The sequence below is a fragment of the Allostella sp. genome (genome assembly GCF_041913585.1).
Lineage (GTDB): Bacteria > Pseudomonadota > Alphaproteobacteria > ATCC43930 > Allostellaceae > Allostella.
This window is the reverse complement of the sequence record NZ_JAYSFE010000035.1, coordinates 3,612-22,506: the sequence shown is the minus strand read 5'-3', so window position 1 is coordinate 22,506 and position 18,895 is coordinate 3,612. Positions and strand designations below refer to the sequence as shown.

The 18,895-nt window shown below is 71.9% G+C and carries 17 protein-coding genes; 5 read left to right on the top strand and 12 right to left on the bottom strand.

From position 1 onward, the window contains the following. The first annotated feature begins 3 nt into the window (after positions 1-3). Together ACE3Q3_RS09160 and ACE3Q3_RS09155 are read left to right on the top strand one after the other, a co-directional pair. Positions 4-1,398 (top strand): sensor histidine kinase, encoded by a 1,395-nt coding sequence (locus tag ACE3Q3_RS09160; RefSeq protein WP_374444806.1) that lies wholly within the window; start codon positions 4-6, stop codon positions 1,396-1,398. A 79-nt stretch (positions 1,399-1,477) separates the two neighbouring features. Further along, positions 1,478-1,666: a hypothetical protein gene (locus ACE3Q3_RS09155; protein ID WP_374444804.1), complete on the top strand. Its 189-nt coding sequence runs from the start codon at positions 1,478-1,480 to the stop codon at positions 1,664-1,666. Between the two features lie 33 nt (positions 1,667-1,699). Here the strand turns inward: ACE3Q3_RS09155 and ggt are convergent, their stop codons facing one another. After that, entirely contained in the window at positions 1,700-3,307 is a 1,608-nt protein-coding gene (gene ggt, locus ACE3Q3_RS09150) for a gamma-glutamyltransferase (protein WP_374444801.1), read from the bottom strand. Between the two features lie 236 nt (positions 3,308-3,543). Here ggt and ACE3Q3_RS09145 point away from each other — a divergent pair, with 236 nt between their 5' ends. After that, positions 3,544-5,295, top strand: a complete 1,752-nt coding sequence (locus ACE3Q3_RS09145) for an ABC transporter substrate-binding protein (protein WP_374444798.1) — start codon at positions 3,544-3,546, stop codon at positions 5,293-5,295. 36 nt (positions 5,296-5,331) lie between these two features. On the opposite strand, the gene ahpF is transcribed toward ACE3Q3_RS09145, so the two are convergent. Both ahpF and ahpC read right to left on the bottom strand, forming a co-directional pair. After that, positions 5,332-6,912, bottom strand: coding sequence for an alkyl hydroperoxide reductase subunit F (ahpF, locus tag ACE3Q3_RS09140; protein ID WP_374444796.1), 1,581 nt, complete (start codon positions 6,910-6,912; stop codon positions 5,332-5,334). A gap of 107 nt (positions 6,913-7,019) precedes the next feature. Then, on the bottom strand, positions 7,020-7,583 hold the full coding sequence (gene ahpC, locus ACE3Q3_RS09135) for an alkyl hydroperoxide reductase subunit C (RefSeq protein ID WP_374444792.1): 564 nt from the start codon (positions 7,581-7,583) through the stop codon (positions 7,020-7,022). A 173-nt stretch (positions 7,584-7,756) separates the two neighbouring features. On the opposite strand from ahpC, the gene ACE3Q3_RS09130 reads away from it, so the two are divergent. Further along, complete coding sequence (locus tag ACE3Q3_RS09130; protein WP_374444791.1) at positions 7,757-8,674, top strand: hydrogen peroxide-inducible genes activator; 918 nt, start codon at positions 7,757-7,759, stop codon at positions 8,672-8,674. 190 nt (positions 8,675-8,864) lie between these two features. On the opposite strand, the gene ACE3Q3_RS09125 is transcribed toward ACE3Q3_RS09130, so the two are convergent. The 6 genes from ACE3Q3_RS09125 to ACE3Q3_RS09100 all read right to left on the bottom strand — a co-directional run bounded on the left by ACE3Q3_RS09125 (position 8,865) and on the right by ACE3Q3_RS09100 (position 16,687). Beyond that, entirely contained in the window at positions 8,865-9,581 is a 717-nt protein-coding gene (locus ACE3Q3_RS09125; RefSeq protein WP_374444788.1) for an ABC transporter ATP-binding protein, read from the bottom strand. After that, entirely contained in the window at positions 9,574-10,800 is a 1,227-nt protein-coding gene (locus ACE3Q3_RS09120) for an ABC transporter permease (RefSeq protein WP_374444786.1), read from the bottom strand. The genes ACE3Q3_RS09125 and ACE3Q3_RS09120 overlap by 8 nt, the downstream gene beginning before the upstream one ends. Then, the gene (locus ACE3Q3_RS09115) at positions 10,797-12,038 is read right to left on the bottom strand and encodes an efflux RND transporter periplasmic adaptor subunit (protein ID WP_374444782.1); all 1,242 of its coding nucleotides are present in this window, start codon (positions 12,036-12,038) and stop codon (positions 10,797-10,799) included. The genes ACE3Q3_RS09120 and ACE3Q3_RS09115 overlap by 4 nt, the downstream gene beginning before the upstream one ends. A gap of 135 nt (positions 12,039-12,173) precedes the next feature. Further along, positions 12,174-15,389: an efflux RND transporter permease subunit gene (locus ACE3Q3_RS09110; protein ID WP_374444779.1), complete on the bottom strand. Its 3,216-nt coding sequence runs from the start codon at positions 15,387-15,389 to the stop codon at positions 12,174-12,176. After that, complete coding sequence (locus tag ACE3Q3_RS09105) at positions 15,386-16,399, bottom strand: efflux RND transporter periplasmic adaptor subunit (protein WP_374444777.1); 1,014 nt, start codon at positions 16,397-16,399, stop codon at positions 15,386-15,388. The genes ACE3Q3_RS09110 and ACE3Q3_RS09105 overlap by 4 nt, the downstream gene beginning before the upstream one ends. 84 nt (positions 16,400-16,483) lie before the next feature. After that, entirely contained in the window at positions 16,484-16,687 is a 204-nt protein-coding gene (locus tag ACE3Q3_RS09100) for a DUF2892 domain-containing protein (protein ID WP_374444775.1), read from the bottom strand. Positions 16,688-16,803: 116 nt separating this feature from the next. Between ACE3Q3_RS09100 and ACE3Q3_RS09095 the strand changes: the two genes are divergently transcribed. Continuing rightward, positions 16,804-17,139 carry an ArsR/SmtB family transcription factor gene (locus ACE3Q3_RS09095; protein ID WP_374444773.1) on the top strand — a complete coding sequence of 112 codons (336 nt, stop codon included), beginning with the start codon at positions 16,804-16,806 and terminating at the stop codon, positions 17,137-17,139. A gap of 117 nt (positions 17,140-17,256) precedes the next feature. On the opposite strand, the gene cydX is transcribed toward ACE3Q3_RS09095, so the two are convergent. From cydX to ACE3Q3_RS09080, 3 genes are read right to left on the bottom strand one after another with little or no spacing between them, the layout of a single operon-like run. After that, on the bottom strand, positions 17,257-17,394 hold the full coding sequence (gene cydX / locus ACE3Q3_RS09090) for a cytochrome bd-I oxidase subunit CydX (RefSeq protein ID WP_374444771.1): 138 nt from the start codon (positions 17,392-17,394) through the stop codon (positions 17,257-17,259). Positions 17,395-17,413: 19 nt separating this feature from the next. After that, positions 17,414-18,571: a cytochrome d ubiquinol oxidase subunit II gene (cydB, locus tag ACE3Q3_RS09085; protein ID WP_374444769.1), complete on the bottom strand. Its 1,158-nt coding sequence runs from the start codon at positions 18,569-18,571 to the stop codon at positions 17,414-17,416. A gap of 9 nt (positions 18,572-18,580) precedes the next feature. After that, positions 18,581-18,790 carry a cytochrome ubiquinol oxidase subunit I gene (locus ACE3Q3_RS09080; RefSeq protein ID WP_374444844.1) on the bottom strand — a complete coding sequence of 70 codons (210 nt, stop codon included), beginning with the start codon at positions 18,788-18,790 and terminating at the stop codon, positions 18,581-18,583. Positions 18,791-18,895 lie beyond the last annotated feature (105 nt).

Below are 18,895 nucleotides of genomic sequence, written 5' to 3'. Positions count from 1 at the left end.
GGCATGCGCCCGGTGACCGGCCTGTCGGGCCGGCTGCTGCTGATGACGGTCGCCTTCGTCATGCTGGTCGAGGTGTTCGTCTACGCGCCGTCGGTCGCCCGTTTCCGGCTCGACTGGCTGGAAGCGCGCGTGAGCGCGGCGCAGCTCACGGTCATCGCCCTCGAGGCGACGCCGGACCAGTCGGTGACGACCGAGCTGGCGAACCGGCTGCTCGACCAGGTGGGCGCCCACGCCATCGTCGTGCCGCCGACCGCGACCGCCGTGCGCCGGGGCATCTTCCGCGACATGCCGCCGGCCATGGACCTGTCGCTCGACCTCCGGTCGCCCGGCTTCTTCCCCCTGATCGCCGACGCCTTCGGAACCCTGCTGCACTCGGGCGACCGCGTCCTGTGGGTCCAGGCCGAGGCGCCGGAGCTCGCCGGCGGCCGGATCGACCTGCTGCTCGACGAGGCGCCGCTGCGCCGCGCCATGATCGCCTTTTCCTGGCGCATCCTCGGCCTGTCGCTGCTGATCTCGTTCCTCACCGCCGCCCTCGTCTTCGTCACGCTGCGCTGGATGATCGTCCGCCCGCTGCGCGACATCACCCGCAGCATCCTGCTCTTCCGGGAGAACCCGGAGGACGCGACGCGGATCGACGCCCCGGCGCAGCGCAGCGACGAGATCGGCATCGTCCACCGCGAACTCGCCGCCATGGAGGAGACGGTGCGCCAGTCGCTGCGCCAGCGCGCCCGGCTGGCGGCGCTGGGCGAGGCGGTGACGCGGATCAACCACGACCTGCGCAACATCCTGACGACGGTCAGCCTGCTGTCGGACCGGCTCGGCGCCAGCGACGACCCCGAGGTGCGGCGGGTCTCGCCGACCCTGATGGCGGCGATCGACCGGGCGGTGCAACTGTGCCAGCGCACGCTCGATTTCGCGCGCGACGGCGGGCCGCTCCTCAAGCGCACGCGCTTTCCGCTGGCCGACCTGGTGGCGGAACTGACGCCGGTCCTGAGCGCCCCCGACGGCCGCCCGTTCCTGGTCGACAACCGGGTCGCCCCCGGGGTCGATCTCGAAGCGGACCGCGACCTCGTCTTCCGCGTGCTCTCCAACCTCGGCCACAACGCCGCCGCGGCCGGAGCGACCCGGTTGACGGTGACGGCCGCCGCCGAGGGGCCGGACCTCGCCATCGAGGTCGGGGACGACGGGCCGGGCCTGCCCCCCAAGGCCATGGCCAATCTCTTCCAGCCCTTCGCCGGCGCCGGCCGCAGCGGCGGCACCGGCCTCGGTCTCGCGATCGCGCGCGAACTGATGCGCGCCCATGGCGGCGACATCGTGCTGACGCAGAGCGATGCCGCCGGCACGATCTTCCGCCTGCGCCTGCCGGCGGCGGCCGACGCCGGCAACCGCGCCGCCTGACGCGGCGCGAGGTCGCGGACGGCGCCGTTCCGCGCTATTCTTATGGGTTCGTGGAGCGAACCGGACGGAGCGGCGGACGATGGTCGGGCGGTGGATTCTGGGCGGTCTGGTGGGGGCGATCGGCATCGTCGGCCTGAACATGGCGGCGACCATCCATCAGCCGGGCTTCTACTGGCTCGGCCTCGGCATGGCCGCGGCGGCCGTCGCCTACATCTTCCTCCTCGTCAAGCGGAGCTTCGACGAGGCAGAGCGCGGCGGGCGGCGCTGAACCGCCCGCCGGCCCGGTGCCGGACAGGGATGCCTAGACCGCGATGATGGACCCGCCGGTCGACGGGTCGGCACCGCCGGTGACGCGGTCGCCCTCGACCAGGATGGCGTGCACGCGGGCGCAGATGTAGGGCTGGACGCTGCGGATGGTGCGGTAGCCCATCGCCGCCAGCGCCTCGCAGGTCAGCACCGGGATGCGCGAGGCGACGTCGATGACGTCGCCGGTGGCCGAGAAGCGCGGCGCGTTCACCGCCTCGACCACCGACATGCCGTGGTCGACCACGTTGAGGATCACCTGGAGGATGCCCATCGGGATGTTCGACCCGCCGGGCGCGCCGAGGATCAGGTAGGGCTTGTCGCCCTTGAACAGGATCGACGGCGACATCGAACTGACCCGGCGCTTGTTCGGCGCCAGCGACTGCGCCCGGCCGGGCCGCGGGTCGAACATCGCCATCGCGCCGTTGTACATGAAGCCGAGGCCGGGGGTGATGACGCCCGACTGCATGCCCAGCGTGTGGGTCATGCTGACGGCGTTGCCCTCGCTGTCGAGGGTGCAGAGATGGGTGGTGTCGGCGCCCTCCTTCGACCCGCCGGCGCGCGGCACGTGCGCCACCTCGCCGCGCCGGATCGCCTCGGCGTCGGCGCGGGCCGCCTCGCGGTCGAAAATCGCCTCGGCCGGCACGTCGACGAACCTGGGGTCGCCGATGTCGCGGTCCTTGACGATCTGGGCGCGCTTCATCGCCTCGGCGACGACGCGGATGTATTCGGGCGTGTTGACGCCCAACGCCTTGAGGTCGAAATGCTCGAGGATGTGCAGCATCCGCAGCAGCATGGCGCCGCAGCCGGGGGGTGGGTTGCTGGAGACCCGCAGGCCGCGGTAGCTGCCCCAGACGGGCGGCGTCCATTCCGCCTCGTACTGCTCGAGATCGGCCTTGGCCAGCAGGCCGCCGCGGGCGGCGAAGTCCTCGGCGATCCGGTCGCCGATGGCGCCGTGATAGAAGGCGGCGGGACCGTCGGCGGCGATGGTGCGCAGGCTGCGGCCGTAGTCGGGGTTGGTCACGGTCGTCCCCGGCGCATGCGGCTGGCCGTCGGCGCCGAAGAAGAGCGCGGCGTATTCCTTGGTGTAGCGGATGCGGTCGATGAGTTCGACCCGGCCCATGTTTTCCGTCGTCGTCCAGTAGTTGTGGACGTGCGGGGTGATGCGGTAGCCCTCCTCGGCGATGCGCGCGGCGGGCAGCACCACCTCGGCCCAGGGCAGGCGGCCATAGAGCTTGTGCATGCCGTGCAGCCCGGCGATCGTCCCCGGCACCGCCACCGCCTGGTAGCCGAGGTCGTTGACCCGGCCCTTGAGGACGAACCCGAAGCCGTCGCGCGTCTCGTATTCCAGGAGGTCGCGCCACATGTCGGGCCGCACGGCGAGCGGCGCCTTCGAGAAGAAGTTGATGACGGCGTGGACGCCCAGCTTCGGCAGGTAGACATGGCCGGCGCCGAAGCCGGCGATGCCGCACATCATCTGGTCCATCACGCCCTGGGCGAAGGCGGTGGCGACCGCCGCATCGACGGCGTTGCCGCCGGCCAGGAAGATGCGCGCGCCCACCTCGGCCGCGTCGTTCTGCGGCGCGACGACCATGCCTCGTTGCATCGAAATCCTCTCCGGGATGTGCGGGGCCGAACGGCTCCACCTCAGGACCGCGGCAGGATAGAACCCGGCCCGCGCCGCGTCACCATCCGAGCGCGCCGCGCCGCCGGGCAGGGATTGATCCGCGAACCGGGAGCGGCAATCCTGCCCTCGGAGACATAGGCGGCTGCGCGAAAGGACGCTGGCCCGTGCAACTCGGTCCACGCTTCGACACCGGCGCCGCTCGCGGTGGCCGCCCCGTGACCCGGCCGCTCCGGCTGCCGGCGATCCTGGCGTTCGTCCTGCTCGCCCTGTGGTCCGGCGCCGGGCGGGCGGACGGGCCGCCGCAGCCGCTGCGGGTGCAGTTGCAGTGGTTCCACCAGGCGCAGTTCGCCGGGTTCTACGTCGCCGAGGCGCTGGGCTTCTACGATCAGGCCGGCCTCGACGTCGAACTCCGCGAGGGCGGCGTGCCGCCGGCCGGCGGTCCCGCCGTCCAGCCATTGGAGGCGCTGCTGCGCGGCGAGGCCGATGTCGCCCTCGCCTGGCTGACCAACGCCCTGGCCGCCCGCCGCGACGGGGCGGACGTGGTCAACATCGCGCAGATCTTCCGCCGCCCCGGGACCGCCCTGCTATGCCGCCGCAGCGCCGGCATCCGCCGGCCGGCGGACATCGCCGGCCGGCGGATCGGCGTCTGGAACCTCGGCGACCAGCACGAAGTCGAATTCTGGCTCGCCGGCCATGGGCTCCGAGCGGCGTCGGTCGTCCTGGTCGCGCAGCGGCCGGACGGACGCGACCTCGTCGAGGGCGATGTCGATTGCGCCACCGTCATGACCTACAACGAATACTGGAAGGTGCTGGACGCCGGCCTCGCGCCGTCCGACCTCTATGTCGTCCGCTTCGCCGACCACGGTGCCGGGTTTCTCGAGGACGGGCTCTACGTCCGCGGCGAGGCGCTGGACGACCCGGCGGCGCGCGAGCGGCTGGTGCGCTTCGCCAGGGCCACCGCCGAGGGCTGGCGCCACGCGCGCGAGAACCCCGAGGAGGCGCTCGCCACCGTCATGCATGTCGCGCCGGGCGCCGACCGCCAGCACCAGCGGCGGATGCTGGACACGGTCCTCGGCCTGGCCGAGCCCGAGCGCGATTTCGGCCTCCTCGACCTCGCGAGCTTCGACCGCAGCATCGAGATCATCGGCCGCGGCAGCGGCGATCCGGCCGCGGTGCGCGCGGCCGCGCGCGGTGCCTGGACCCACACGATCCAGCTCGAGGCCCGCCCCGGCGGCACCCAGCATCACGTTCTCACGCCCGCCGTCCGCCATCAGTTCCGCCTCGCCGTCGAGGCGCGCTGGTTCTACGGGCTCGACCTCGTCGGCACGCTCGCCTTCGGGCTCGCCGGCTTCATGCGCGCCGTGCAGCGCCGCTACAATCTCTGGGGCGCCTTCATGCTGACGCTGCTGCCGGCCACGGGCGGCGGCACGCTGCGCGACCTGCTGGTCGGCGGCGACCGGCATCCACCCTTCATCTTCACCGACCCGACCTACATCTCGCTGGTCCTGGCGACGGTCGCCATGGGAACCCTGGCGCTGCGGGTCTTTCCGCCCCAAGCGGCGCAGTCGCGGTCCTTCGGACAGGCCATGGCGGTGCTCGACACCGTCGGCCTCGCGGTCTTCGCGGTCATCGGCGCCAAGGTGGCCCTGGTTGCCGACCTCGCGTGGTTCTGGATTCCGATCTGCGCCGCGCTGACCTGCGCCGGCGGCGGCATGCTGCTCGACATCGTCACCGGGCGCGAGCCGCGGACGTTCCACGGCGAGCCCTACGAGGAGATCGCGGTCGCCGGCGGCCTGCTGCTCTACGGCCTGCTGCTCGTCGCCAACCACTACGAGCATGCGGCCTGGCTGGTGACCGCGGCCGTCGCCGTCACGATCGCCGCCGTGTTCGCCGCCCGCATGCTGGCGATCGCGACCGGCCAGCGCTCGTTCCGGCTCGGTTCGCGGCCGCCGCCCGGGCGGCGGTGACGCCACCGCCGTCGCCGGCGGTGGCGTCGCCCGCCGTCACGCCGCGGCGGCGAGGTCGACCGGCTCGTTGCGGATCAGGTAGTCGAAGGCGGAGAGCGCGGCCTTCGAGCCCTCGCCCATGGCGATGACGATCTGCTTGTAGGGGACGGTCGTCGCGTCGCCGGCGGCGAACACGCCGATGGCCGAGGTCTGGCCGCGGGCGTCGACCTCGATCTCGCCGCGCTGGCTGAGACCGATGGCACCCTTCAGCCACTCCGTGTTCGGCACCAGGCCGATCTGCACGAAGATGCCGTCGAGTTCGACCCGCCTGGTCTCCCCGGTCGTGCGGTCCTGGTAGGACAGGCCGACCACCCGGGCGCCGTCGCCATGCACCTCGGTCGTCTGGCCGGACGTCACGATGGCGACGTTGGGCAGCGAGCGCAGCTTGTTCTGCAGCACCGCATCGGCCCGCAGCTTGCCGTCGAATTCGATCAGCGTGACGTGGGCGACGATGCCGGCGAGGTCGATCGCGGCCTCGACGCCGGAATTGCCGCCGCCGATCACCGCGACGCGCTTGCCCTTGAACAGCGGGCCGTCGCAGTGCGGACAGTAGGCGACGCCCTTGTTGCGGTATTCGGCCTCGCCCGGCACGTTCATCTGCCGCCAGCGGGCGCCGGTCGAGAGCACGACCGAGCGGGCGCGGAGCACGGCGCCGTTGGCGAGTTCGACCTCGGCCAGCCCGCCCGGCACCGGGGCCGGGGTCAGCCGCACCGCGGTCTGCAGGTTCATCACGTCGACCGCGTAGTCGCGGACATGCTGCTCCAGCGCCGCGGCCAGCTTCGGGCCCTCGGTGTGCGACACGGAGACGAAGTTCTCGATGCCCATCGTGTCCAGCACCTGGCCGCCGAAGCGCTCGGCGACGATGCCGGTGCGGATGCCCTTGCGGGCGGCATAGATCGCGGCCGCGGCGCCGGCCGGGCCGCCGCCCACCACCAGCATGTCGAAGGCCGCCTTGCCCTTCAGCTTCTCGGCCTCGCGCGCCTCGGCGCCGGTGTCGAGCCTGGCCAGGATCTGGTCGAGCGTCATGCGCCCCTGGGCGAAGGGCTCGCCGTTGAGGAACACCGCCGGCACCGCGAGCACGCCGCGCGCCTCGACCTCCTGCTGGAACAGTGCGCCGTCGATGGCGACGTGGCGGATGCGCGGGTTGAGGACGCTCATCAGGTTCAGCGCCTGCACCACGTCGGGGCAGTTCTGGCAGGAGAGCGAGAAGAAGGTCTCGAAGCGGAAATCGCCCTCCAGCGCCTGCACCCGCTCGATCGTTTCCGCCGATTCGCGCGAGGGATGGCCGCCGACCTGGAGCAGCGCAAGGACGAAGGAGGTGAACTCGTGGCCCATCGGCAGGCCGGCGAAGCGCACGCCGATGCCGGTGCCGACCCGGTTGATGGCGAAGGACGGCCGCCGCGCATCGTCGTCGCGGCGGACATAGGTCACGCGGTCGGACATGCCGGCGACCTCGCGCAGCAGTTCTTCCAGCTCCCGCGACTTGGCGCCGTCGTCGAGCGAGGCCACGAGCTCGATCGGCTGGGTGATCCGGCCGAGATAGGCCTGCATCTGCGTCTTCAGGGCGGCGTCCAACATGGCGGTCACTCCGGTCGGGTGGGCTCTTGGCAAGCGATGGGGGTGGACGGGACGGGCGGACCCGGTTCCGGCACGGGGCGCCGGAACCGGGGATGCTCAGGCGGCGGTCAGATCTTGCCGACGAGGTCGAGCGAGGGGGCGAGGGTCTTCTCGCCTTCCTGCCACTTGGCCGGGCAGACCTCGCCCGGATGGCTGGCGACGTACTGGGCGGCCTTCACCTTGCGCAGCAGTTCCTTGGCGTCGCGGCCGATGCCGCCCGCGGTGATCTCGACGATCTGGATCCTGCCGTCGGGATCGATGACGAAGGTGCCGCGGTCGGCCAGGCCCGCATCCTCGATCAGCACGCCGAAATTGCGCGAGATCGCCAGCGTCGGGTCGCCGATCATCGGGTAGTTGATCTTGCCGATGGCGGGCGAGGTGTCGTGCCACGCCTTGTGGCAAAAATGGGTGTCGGTCGAGACGCTGTAGATTTCGACGCCCAGCTTCTGGAACTCGGCATAGTTGTCGGCCAGATCCTCCAGCTCCGTCGGGCAGACGAACGTGAAGTCGGCCGGGTAGAAGAAGACGACCGACCACTTGCCCCTCAGGTCGGCGTCCGTCACGGGCACGAACTTGCCCTGGTGGAAGGCGGTCGCCTTGAAGGGAAGGATCTCGCTGTTGATGAGGGACATGAATCTCACTCCGCAATTCGCTCGGGCTGCACGTGTTCGGGGCCGACGACGACGCCCCGGCGCGGACCGCCGGGCCCCTCGTCGCCGTCGAGAGGAGAGATAGGGTGACCGACTGAGCGATTGAAGCGCAAAATACCGATCGTATTAATCGACTTAATCACTATATCAGTGCCATGAAGCCGACCCCCACCCTGCGCCAGCTCCGCTATCTCGTGGCCGTCGTCGACCGCTGCCATTTCGGCCAGGCGGCCGACGCCTGCCTCGTCAGCCAGTCGACGATCAGCGCCGGCATCCAGGAACTGGAGGATCTGCTCGGCGTCCAGCTCCTGGAGCGCACCAAGCGATCGGTGGTGCCGACCCCGATCGGGCGCGCCGTCGCCGAGCGCGCCCGCGGCCTGCTGCGGGAGGCGGAGGATCTCGTCGACATGGCCCAGGCGGCCGGCCGGCCGCTGGCCGGGCCCCTGCATCTCGGCATGATCCCGACGATCGGTCCGTTCCTGCTGCCGCGCGCCATGCCGGCCCTGCGGGCAGCCTTCCCGGACCTCCAGTTCTATCTCCGCGAGGACCAGACGGCCGCACTCCTGGCGCGGCTCGAAGCGGGCGAGATCGACTGCGCGGTCCTCGCCCTCCCCTACCCGCTGGGCGATGCCGAGTGCATGGACCTGGGCGAGGATCGCTTCTCGGTGGTCGGCCCGCACGGCCACGGCTTCGCCGCGCCGGCCGCCGTCCGGCCCGAGGAGGTGGCGCGCGAGAACCTGCTGCTGCTGGAGGACGGCCACTGCCTGCGCGAGCACGCGCTGGCCGCCTGCGAACTCGACGGCGCGCGCCGCAGTCCCGGGTTCCAGGGCACCAGCCTCTATACCCTGGTGCAGATGGTCGCCAACGGGCTGGGGGTGACGCTGCTGCCGCAGATGGCGATCGACGCCGGCATCGTCCGCGGCCTCGACGTCGAGGTGGCGCCGCTCGGCGGCGACCTGCCGCACCGACGGATCGGCCTCGTCTGGCGCCGCACCGCGGGCCGCAAGGACACCTTCCGCCGCCTCGGCGAGGTGCTGAAGGCCGAGATGGCGGCGGCCCGCACCGCCGGCTGATACCAAGGCCGGTCGATGCGGAACGAGCCCGTCATCGATGCCGTGGCGTCCCTCGACTTCGCTCGGGACAAGGGACGTTGTTGTTCTGATCGAATTTTCTCATCCCGAGCGAAGTCGAGGGACGCGCGGACGCTCGCCGGCACCATGAGGCATCGAGCTTCGGACTTGGTATGAGGCGCCCGGCGCCCGGTCAGACCGGGACGGCTCCGTCATCGCGCCCGGCGCGTTCGCTCCCGATCCGGCCGTCCACCACCTCGACGATGCGGTCGCAGCGCTCGGCCAGGGCGAGATTGTGGGTGACGAGAAGGAACGTCGTCCCGCGCTCGCGGTTGATGCGCCGCATCAGCGCGAAGACGCCGTCGGCCGAGGCCGTGTCGAGGTTTCCCGTCGGCTCGTCGGCCAGCACCAGCGCCGGGCCCGCCGCCAGGGCGCGGGCGACGGCGACGCGCTGCTGCTGTCCGCCGGACAGGTGGTTGACGCGGTTGTTCCGCCAGCGGTCGAGCCCCACCCATGCCAGCAGTTCCCCGGCGCGCCGCGCCATCTCGGCGTCGGCCCGGCCGCGGTCCACGACCATGGGCATCATCACGTTCTCGAGCGCCGTGAAGGCGGAGATCAGATAGTGGTACTGGAAGACGAACCCGATGGTGTGGCCGCGCAGCCGCGTGCGGTCGGCGTCGCCGAGATCCGTCGTGTCGGTCCCTTCGATCCGCAGCCGGCCGGAGGTCGGCCGGTCGAGCAGGCCGATGATGTTGAGGAGCGTGCTCTTGCCGGAGCCCGACGGCCCCATCAGCGCCACGAACTCGCCGGCCCGCACGGCGAGGTCGATGCCGTGCAGCACTTCGGTCTCGACCGGCGTGCCGATGCCGTAGGACTTGCGGACGCCGTCGAGGACGAGGACGTCAGCCACGGATCGCGTCCACGGGGTCGATGCTGGCGGCGCGGACGGCGGGCGCCAGCGCCGCGAGCACGCCCGTCAGCGTGGCGAGCGCCGCCGAGGCCGCGAACAGGCTGGGCTCCAGGACCAGCGGGAACAGTTCCGAACCGTCCACCTGGCGGAACCAGCGGTGCCAGACGACGAGGGCACCGGCGCCCAGCGCCGAGCCCAGGGCCGAACCGGCGAAACCCAGCACGCCGCCCTGGACGAGGAAGATCCGCAGGATGCGTGCGCGCGACGCACCCATCGCCCGCAGGATGCCGATGTCCTTCGAGCGCTGGATGACCGAGACGACGAGCACCGCCGCGATGCCGAAGGCGACCGACAGGCCGACGAAGAGGCGGATCAGGGTGTTGGAGGTCTGCTGCGCCCGCACCGCGGTGAAGAACTGGGCGTTGGTGGAGATCCAGCTGTCGGCCTTCACCGGTGCCACCGCCGCGATCTCCCGGGCGATCGCGTCGGCGGCGTAGATGTCGGCGACGGTGAGGTCGATGGTGGTGGCGCCGCCGATGAGGTCGAGCAGGCTCTGCGCCGTCCGCAGCGCGACATACGTGTTGCGTTCGTTGGCGCCCTTGTTGCCGAAGTCGACGATGCCGGTGATCGTGAGGATCCGCTGGCCGCCGCGGGCGGTGGTGACGTTGATCTTGTCGGCGATGCCAGCGCCGAGGTTCCGTGCCAGTTCGGCGCCGACGAGGATGTCGTCGGTGCCGACGCGGGCCTCGCCGGCGACCAGATAGTCCGGCACCCGCACGATCCGGAAATACTGGGCGGGGTCCATGCCGACGATCGAGATGCTGCGGCTGGCGTCGCCGCGGACGGCCAGCGCCGATCCGGTGACGGTGGGCGCGACGACCGTCACGTCCGGCCGGGCGCGCATGGCGGCGGCGATCGCCTGCCACTGGTCGATGGCGAGGATGCGCTGGGTCGGCCGCTGCACCACCGCGCCCTCGATGACGCCGTCCGCGCCGCGCAGCGGCCGCGCCACCTCCTCCCGCGGCAGGAGCTGGATCTGCGGCTGGGAGGTGAGCACCCGCCGGATGAAGTTGGCCTGCAGTCCCGCCAGCATGGCCGACATGAACACGATGACGGCGACGCCGATGGTGACGCCGCCGACGATGAAGACCGTCTGCATCCGGCCATCGGCGAGGAACCGCAGGGCGGCGGTCCACTCGAACGGCAGCCAGCGGTTCACTGCGCGACCGGCCGGATGCGCCGACCGGCGCCGACGGCCGAGGTCAGCGGCAGCACCGCCTCGCCGGGGGCGACGCCCTCCAGGATCTGCACCCGGTCCATGGCGCGCAGGCCGAGGCGCACCGGCTGCCGTTCGGCGCGCCCGCCGCGCACGACCAGCACCCAGGGCGCGCCCGACGCCGGCTCGTGGATCGTGCGCATCGGCAGCACGACGGCATCCGTCCGGCGGTCGACCGCGATGTCGACGGATACCGTCATGTCCTGGCGCAGGTAGGCGGGCGGATCGGCGACCGTCAGCTTCACCTCGACCGAGGCGCGCGCGATGTCGACCGAGGGATTGATGTAGCGGACGGTCGCCGCGAAGCGCCGGTCGGGATAGGCATCGGCGGACGCCAGCGCATCCTGCCCGATCGCGATCAGGCTGAGGTTCTTCTCGTCGATCTGGACGACCAGCTGGATGTCGCCGGCCGGGGCCAGGACCAGCAGCGTCTTGCCCGGCTGGACCACGCTGCCGCGCTCGACGCTGCGGGTGATGAGCGTGCCGTCCCGCGGCGCCCGGATGGTGGCGTAGCCGAGGCGGGCACGGGCGGTGTCGAGGTTCGCCCGCGCCTGGCCGAGCTGGGTCTCGGCCATGACATGGTCGCTGCCGCCGGGGCTCGACGTGTAGACCTGGAGTTCGGCCGTGCGCATCACGGCCTGGGCGACGTTCAGGGCCCGGGTCGCCTCGTCCAGGGTCGCCTGGGTCCCGCTGCCGGATCGGGCGAGCCGGGTGGCGCGATCATAGGCCACCCGCGCGTTCTCGAGGTTGGCGCGGGCCTGTTTCAGCGCCTCCTCGGCGGCCGGCCGCGTCAGTTCGCGCATCTGCCGCACCCGCGCGTCGGCCTGGGCCACCGCGCCCTCGGCCGCCACCACCGCGGCATCGAGTTCGGTCGTGTCGAGGACGATCAGCGGCTGGCCGACGGCCACCGACTGCCCCTCCTCGACCAGGACGTCCTTCACCGTGCCGGTGACCTGGCTGCCGATCTCGGCGCGGTAGGGGGTTTCGACATGGCCGGTGGCCACGATGCTGTGCACCAGTTCGCCGCGGACGGCGACGTGGACCGGTGTCTCGGGGCCGACCAGCCAGTGCGGCAGCGCCCAGGCGACGGCACCGACCAGGAGGACGATGCTCCCGGCCCGCCACTTCCAGCGTCGCAGAAGCGCACCGAACGGCCCGGTGGGGCCACCCTGCACCGCCATCGGACCTCCCTTCCTGCGAGCCTCGAACTGCACCCCCGGCGGCGGGACGGCCGACCCGGGATGCGGCGGCGACTATGTCCGGGCGCCGACGCCGCGGCCTTGATCCAACGCAATCCGAGCCGCGCGGCGGCCGCCTCAACGCCTCAGGACGCGGTAGATCGCCGGAATGACGAGCACCGTCAGCAAGGTCGAGGAGACGAGCCCGAAGAGCAGCGCGATCGCCAGGCCCTGGAAGATCGGGTCGGCCAGGATCACCGCCGCCCCGATCATGGCGGCCAGCGCCGTCAGCAGGATCGGCTTGAAGCGGATCGCGCCCGCCTCCAGCAGTACCTCGACCAGCGGCCGGCCCGGGCTGCGCGCGTGGCGGATGAAGTCCGCGAGCAGGATCGAGTTGCGCACGATGATGCCGGCCAGCGCGATGAAGCCGATCATCGAGGTCGCGGTGAACGGCGCGCCGAACAGCCAGTGGCCGCCGAGGATGCCGATGAAGGTCAGCGGGATCGGCGTCAGGATGACGAGCGGCACCTTGAACGATCCGAACTGGGCGACGACCAGGATGTAGATGCCGAGGATCGCCACCATGAAGGCGGCGCCCATGTCGCGGAAGGTGACCCAGGTCACCTCCCACTCGCCGTCCCACAGCAGCGTCGGCCGGCTCTCGTCGTCGGGCTGGCCGTGGAGCGCGATCGCGGGCTTGGGCAGGTCGCCCCAGTCGGCCCGCTCGATCGCCGCGGCGACGGCGAGCATGCCGTAGATCGGCGCCTCGTAGGCGCCGGCGAGCTCGGCCATCACCATCTCGGCGGCCCGGCCGTTGTGGCGGAAGATCGGCCACGAGGCGGGCTCGCGCCGGATGTCGACGACGTCGCCGAGCTCGACGACGCCGCGGCCGCCGGGCAGCGCGTTGGCCGGCACGGGCGTCGCCAGGACGCGCTCGCCGATCGTGGCGCCGCGCTTGGGCAGCGCGATGCGGATCGGGATCGGCGGACGGCCCTCCCCGCGATGGGAGTAGCCGACCGTGGCGCCGGCATAGAGGTAGCGCAGGGTGTCGTAGACGTCGGCCTGCTCGACCTGGCGGTATTCGAGGTTGTCCTGGTCGATGGCGACGCGGATGCGCTCCGGCCGGTTGCGGTAGCTGTCGTCGACGTCGACGACGAAGGGCACGCTCGCGAAGGCTTCCCGCACCCGGGCGGCGACGCCGCGGCGGGTCTCGGCATCGGGCCCGTAGATCTCGGCCAGCAGGGTGCCGATCACCGGCGGGCCCGGCGGCGGCTCGACGACCTTGAGCACGGTGCCTTGCGGCAGTCCGAGCCCGTCCAGGCGCCGGCGCATGTCGAGGGCGACGGCATGGCTCGCGCGGTCGCGCTCGCCCTTGGGCGAGAGATTGACCGCGACCTGCCCCTGCTCCGGGCCGGCGCGCAGGTAGTAGTGCCGCACCAGCCCGTTGAAGTCGAAGGGCGCGGCGGTGCCGGCATAGGTCTGGAACGAGACGATCTCGGGCACCTCGGCGAGCCCGTCGACCACCGCCTGCAGCGCCCGGTCGGTATCCTCGACCGACGCCCCCTTCGGCAGGTCGACCACGACCTGGAGGTCGGACTTGTTGTCGAACGGCAGCAGCTTGACCGTGACGTGGCGGGTGTAAAGGAGGCCGAGCGACGCCAGCGTGGCGAACCCGACGACGAGGAGGAAGGCCCAGGACCGGGCGCGGCTCGCCAGGATCGGCCGGGCGACGGCGACGTAGAGCCGGCCGAGCCGGCCACCGGCCGTCGCCGGATCGTCGGACGCCGGGGTGTGGGACGTCGGGTGGTGGGACGCGGGCGCATGCCCGCCGCCGATCTTCAGCATCAGCCACGGCGTCAGCATCACCGCGACGAAGAACGAGAACAGCATCGCCGCCGAGGCGTTGGCCGGGATCGGGCTCATGTAGGGCCCCATCATCCCGGAGACGAAGAGCATCGGCAGGAGGGCGGCGATCACCGTCAGGGTGGCGACGATGGTCGGGTTCCCGACCTCGGCCACGGCGTCGACGGCGGCCTGCATGCGCGAGCGGCCGTCGCCCATGCCCCAATGCCGGGCGATGTTCTCGATGACGACGATGGCGTCGTCGACGAGGATGCCGATCGAGAAGATGAGAGCGAAGAGGCTGACGCGGTTCAGCGTGTAGCCCATGATCCAGGCGGCAAAGAGCGTCAGCAGGATCGTCGTCGGGATGACGACCGCGACCACCACCGCCTCGCGCCAGCCGATCGCGATCGCCACCAGGACGACGATCGAGAGGGTCGCGAGGGCGAGATGGAACAGCAGTTCGTTGGCCTTGTCGTCGGCGGTCTCGCCGTAGTTGCGGGTGACCGCCATCTCGACGTCCTGCGGGAAGATCCGGCCGCGCACCTGGTCGAGGCGGTGCACGATCTCCTCGGCGATGACGACGGCGTTGGTGCCGGGCCGCTTGGCGATGGCGAGCGAGACGGCGGGCGCGCGATCGAGCCCGTCCGCCGTCCGGCGGACGTCGGTGACGCGGCGTTCGGCGGGCGCCGTCGCCAGCACGATGTCGGCGACGTCGCGGACATAGACCGGGCGGCCGTCGCGCGCGGTCAGTACCAGGTTCCCGATCTCGGGCAGGGACTGCAGGGTCTGGCCGGCGACGATGGCGCGCTGGCCGCCCTGGTCGCGGATGGTGCCGATCCGGAAGGAACGGTTGGCGCCCTCGATCTTGCCGGCGAGCTGCTGCAGGGTGATGCCGTAGAGCGACAGCTTCTCGGGGTCCGGCTCGACCAGGAACTGCTCCGGCTGCTCGCCGACGATGTAGGTCAGCCCGATGTCGGGAAGCTTGGCGATCTCGACCTGGAGCTCGCGGGCGAGCCGGGTCAGGTCGTTGGCGCTCCACCGCCCGGCGGCGGCCGGCGCCGGGCGCAGGGTGACGACGACGATGGCGACGTCGTCGATGCCACGGCCGACGATCAAGGGCTCGGGGATGCCGACCGGGATGCGGTCCATGTTGGCGCGGATCTTCTCGTGCATGCGCAGGATGGCGGCGTCCGCGTCGGTGCCGACCTCGAAGCGCGCCGTCACCAGCGCGCCGTCGTCCTCGGTCTGGGAATAGACGTGCTCGACCCCGTCGATGCTCTTGACGATGGTCTCCAGCGGCTCGGTGACCAGCTTGACGGCGTCCTCCGCCCGCAGGCCGGCGGCCTCGACGCGGATGTCGACCATCGGCACCGAGATCTGCGGCTCCTCCTCCCGCGGCAGGCCGAGCAGGGCGACCAGACCCAGCGCCAGTGCCGCCAGCAGGAAGAGCGGCGTCAGCGGCGAGGCGGCGAAGGCGCGGGTGAGCCCGCCGGCGATTCCGAGCTTCACGGCAGCACGACCCGGTCGCCGGCGCGCAGGCCGGAGAGGACCTCGACCCGGGCCTCGCCGCCCGTGGCGAAGGTCTCGCCCAGGATCACCGCGACGTCGGAGCCGCCGGCCGCCGTCGCCAGCCGCACATAGTCGACGCCGTGCACGGTCCGCACCGCCTGCGGCGGCACCGCCAGCACGGTGCGCCGGCCGACCGGGACCGACACCAGCATGCGCTCGTTGACGAAATAGTCGCCGATGTCGGCGACCTCGACGTCGGCGATGACCCGCCCGTCGGCGATCTCGGGGTAGACCTTGACGATGCGGCCGGAGCGGGTCCTCGCCGCCTGCCCGCCCGGCTGCGTCAGCCCGCGGTCGCCGACCAGGACGTCCGCGCCGCGGACGATCTCGGCGGCGTGGCGCTCCGGCAGCGACAGGCGCAGATGGTAGGGGCCGGGCGCGATGCGGGCGATTTCCTCGCCCGCCAGGATCACGGAGCCGAGCGTCACCGGGACGGTGAGGACCCGGCCCGCGGCCGGCGCGAAGACCTCGCCCTCGCGGGCGCTCTGTTCGACGACCGCCTTGTCGGCCCGGGCCGCCGCGAGCTGGCTGGTCGTCACCTCGTACTGCATCCGGGCCTGGTCGAGCCGGGCCTGGGTGCCGGTGCCCGACGCGCGCAGCTGCTGGGACCGCTCGAGCTCGACGCGGGCGTTGCGCGCCTGGGAGTTGAGCGCCTCGATCCGGGCGTCGGCGGCGTCGAGCTGGAGCGCCAGCTTCTCGTCGACGACGACGGCGACGACCTGGCCGACCGCGACCCGGTCGCCCTCGCCGACGCGGATCTCGCGCACCGAACCGCCGATGCGGGCGCGCGCGGGAACCACGATCCGGCTCTCGACGCGTCCGAAGACGGCCTTCATCTCGGCGACGATGACGGGCTGGACGACGAACTCGGCCGCCCCGGCCGGCGCAGCGGCGAGGGCCGCCGGCAGCGCCAGCCCGGCAGCCGCGGCGCGGACGATCGTGCGAAACATGGGCGGTATGGCCCTCCCTGGAAGCCGCGCCCCGGCGTCGTGCCCGACGCCGGGGCGACCTGCCGGATACGGCGGGGTGCCGGCCTACTCGAACGCAGCGCCGGAGCGCACCCCGATGGCGCGGAACACCATCGCCGCCGGACAGAAGCCGGTGACCGAGGCCTGGATCAGGTTGACCCCGACGAAGGCGGTGAGCAGATACCACCACGGCGAGACGTAGAGGCCGAGCGCCAGCGACGCCAGGACCATGAAGCCCGCGAACATCATGACCGCGCGATCGATCGTCATTGTCCGTTCCCCTCTCCAGCCTTCGCGGTCGGCGCCAGCGCGCCGCCGGTTCTCCGAAGGTCGTCTTGCACATAGCATTCAAAAAACGTAAATTCAATATCATGAATATATCGAGCATGATCGCGGCCGCGGAATCCGCGGCCGAGCTGATGCGCAGCCTGTCCCATCCGCAGCGGCTGCTGGTGCTGTGTGCGCTGATCGACGGCGAGAAGTCGGTGGCGGAGCTGCGCCAGGAACTCGGCATCGAGCAGGTGCCGATGTCGCAGCAGCTGATGCGCCTGCGCGCCGACCGGCTGGTCGAGGCGCGGCGCGAGGGGACGACCGTCCACTACCGGATCACCCGTCCGGAAGTGGCGACCGTGATCGGCGCGCTCCATGCGGCCTTCTGCGCCGCGCCGGAGACCGAAGACGGTCCCCGCCGGCGCTGCGGGGGCGGCCGCGAGACGGCTTGACGACGCGCCCCCGTCGGCGCCGGGCGCGCTCGGCCGCCAGCCCCGGGGTAAGACGCCGGCCCGGACGGCGACGGCGCCCCCGGGGGGCGTCAGCGGGCGGGCGTCAGCCGCCGGACTTCAGCGGGCGGGGCCGCCGGTCCGCGGCGGGGCGGCCTCGTTCCGCGCCGCATCGTCCATCAGCTCGTACCACATGGCGTTGAGCACCGCGAAGGCGGCCGCCAGCGGCAGGCCGAGCAGCCAGGCGAAGTACCACATCTGAGGTCTCCCTCCGGTTTCAGTAGGCGTGGCCGCTGCCGTCCGAGATCGCCTTGGCGTCGACCTTGCCCCAGAGGACGCGGTAGACCCAGGCGGTGTAGGCGACGACGATCGGCACGAAGACCACGGTCACGACCAGCATGATGAACAACGTCAGGTGGCTCGAGGACGAGTCCCAGACCGTCAGGCTGGAGCGCGGATCGATCGACGACGGCAGGATCATGGGAAACATCGACAGTCCGACCGTCGAGACGATCCCGAGGATGGCGACCGACGTCGACAGGAGGGCCGCGACCTCGCGCCGCCCGCGCAGGAAGGCGAGGCCGGCGAGCGCGCCGAGGAAGCCGAGCGCCGGCGCGGCCAGCATCCAGGGGTGGGTCCCGTAATTGGCGAACCAGACGCCGGCGGCCCGCTCGACGGTCTTGGCGAGCGGGTTCGACGGGCCGCCGGCGGCGACCGCGCTGGTGATCCGATAGCCTTCGACGCCGGCCCACAGCCATAGTCCGCCGAGGGCGAAGAGCACGACGGTGGCGACCGCCGCGAGGCTGCCCCAGTCACGCGCCCGCTGGGCGACGGGGCCCTCGGTCTTGAGGACCAGCCACGCCGCTCCGTGCATCACCAGCATGGCGACGGAGAGCAGCCCGCACAGCAGGGCGAACGGGTTGAGCAGCTCGAAGAGGGTGGTGCCCTCGTAGAAGATGCGGAGGTCGGAATCGAGCCGGAAGGGCACGCCCTGGAGCACGTTCCCGACCGCGACGCCGAGGATCAGCGCCGGCACGAAGCCGCCGGTGAAGAGCGCCCAGTCCCAGGTCGCCCGCCACGCCGCGCCGTTGCGCTTCGAACGGTACTTGAACCCGACCGGGCGCAGGATGAGCGCGACCAGGATCGCGAACATCGCCAGGTAGAAGCCCGAGAAGGAGACGGCGTAGAGCGGCGGCCAGGCGGCGAAGATGGCGCCGCCGCCGAGGATCAGCCAGACCTGATTGCCCTCCCAGACCGGGCCGACGGCGTTGATGACGACGCGCCGTTCGAGGTCGGTGCGGGCGACCACCGGCAGGAGGGCGGCGGTGCCGAGGTCGAAGCCGTCCATCACGGCGAAGCCGACGAGGAGCACGCCGAGCAGCAGCCACCAGACGACGCGCAGGGTTTCGTACTCGACGAGTTCGTGGAGGATCATGGCGGTCACTCACTCCGCGGCGACGAGGGAGGGTGGGACGAGCCGGGCCTCCGGCTCGTCGTCGGGTTCGGGGCCCTTGCGGATCGCCCGCAGCATCAGCGCCATCTCGACGACGATGAGGACCGTGTAGACGAGCACGAAGCCGACGATCGTCAGCAGCACGGTGGTGGCGCCGAGGTTGGAGACGGCGGCGGCCGTCGGCAGCACGCCCTCGATGATCCAGGGCTGGCGGGGGGGGCCGCCCGGGCGGCCGACCCCGGGGGGCGCCCCGCCCGGGGGGCGCGGGGGGGGGGGGGGGCGGCGCCCGCCCGCCGGCGCGCCGGA

What these genes read in the sequence shown, in the direction of transcription:
- ACE3Q3_RS09160 (WP_374444806.1), top strand. Translation starts at nt 4, where the DNA reads ATGCGCCCGGTGACCGGCCTGTCGGGCCGGCTGCTGCTGATGACGGTC.
- ACE3Q3_RS09105 (WP_374444777.1), bottom strand. Translation starts at nt 16,399, where the DNA reads ATGTTTCGCACGATCGTCCGCGCCGCGGCTGCCGGGCTGGCGCTGCCG.
- cydB (WP_374444769.1), bottom strand. Translation starts at nt 18,571, where the DNA reads ATGATCCTCCACGAACTCGTCGAGTACGAAACCCTGCGCGTCGTCTGG.
- ahpC (WP_374444792.1), bottom strand. Translation starts at nt 7,583, where the DNA reads ATGTCCCTCATCAACAGCGAGATCCTTCCCTTCAAGGCGACCGCCTTC.
- cydX (WP_374444771.1), bottom strand. Translation starts at nt 17,394, where the DNA reads ATGTGGTACTTCGCCTGGCTGCTCGGCCTGCCGCTGGCGGCCGCCTTC.
- ACE3Q3_RS09095 (WP_374444773.1), top strand. Translation starts at nt 16,804, where the DNA reads ATGATCGCGGCCGCGGAATCCGCGGCCGAGCTGATGCGCAGCCTGTCC.
- ggt (WP_374444801.1), bottom strand. Translation starts at nt 3,307, where the DNA reads ATGCAACGAGGCATGGTCGTCGCGCCGCAGAACGACGCGGCCGAGGTG.
- ACE3Q3_RS09115 (WP_374444782.1), bottom strand. Translation starts at nt 12,038, where the DNA reads ATGGCGGTGCAGGGTGGCCCCACCGGGCCGTTCGGTGCGCTTCTGCGA.
- ACE3Q3_RS09130 (WP_374444791.1), top strand. Translation starts at nt 7,757, where the DNA reads ATGAAGCCGACCCCCACCCTGCGCCAGCTCCGCTATCTCGTGGCCGTC.
- ACE3Q3_RS09100 (WP_374444775.1), bottom strand. Translation starts at nt 16,687, where the DNA reads ATGACGATCGATCGCGCGGTCATGATGTTCGCGGGCTTCATGGTCCTG.
- ahpF (WP_374444796.1), bottom strand. Translation starts at nt 6,912, where the DNA reads ATGTTGGACGCCGCCCTGAAGACGCAGATGCAGGCCTATCTCGGCCGG.
- ACE3Q3_RS09155 (WP_374444804.1), top strand. Translation starts at nt 1,478, where the DNA reads ATGGTCGGGCGGTGGATTCTGGGCGGTCTGGTGGGGGCGATCGGCATC.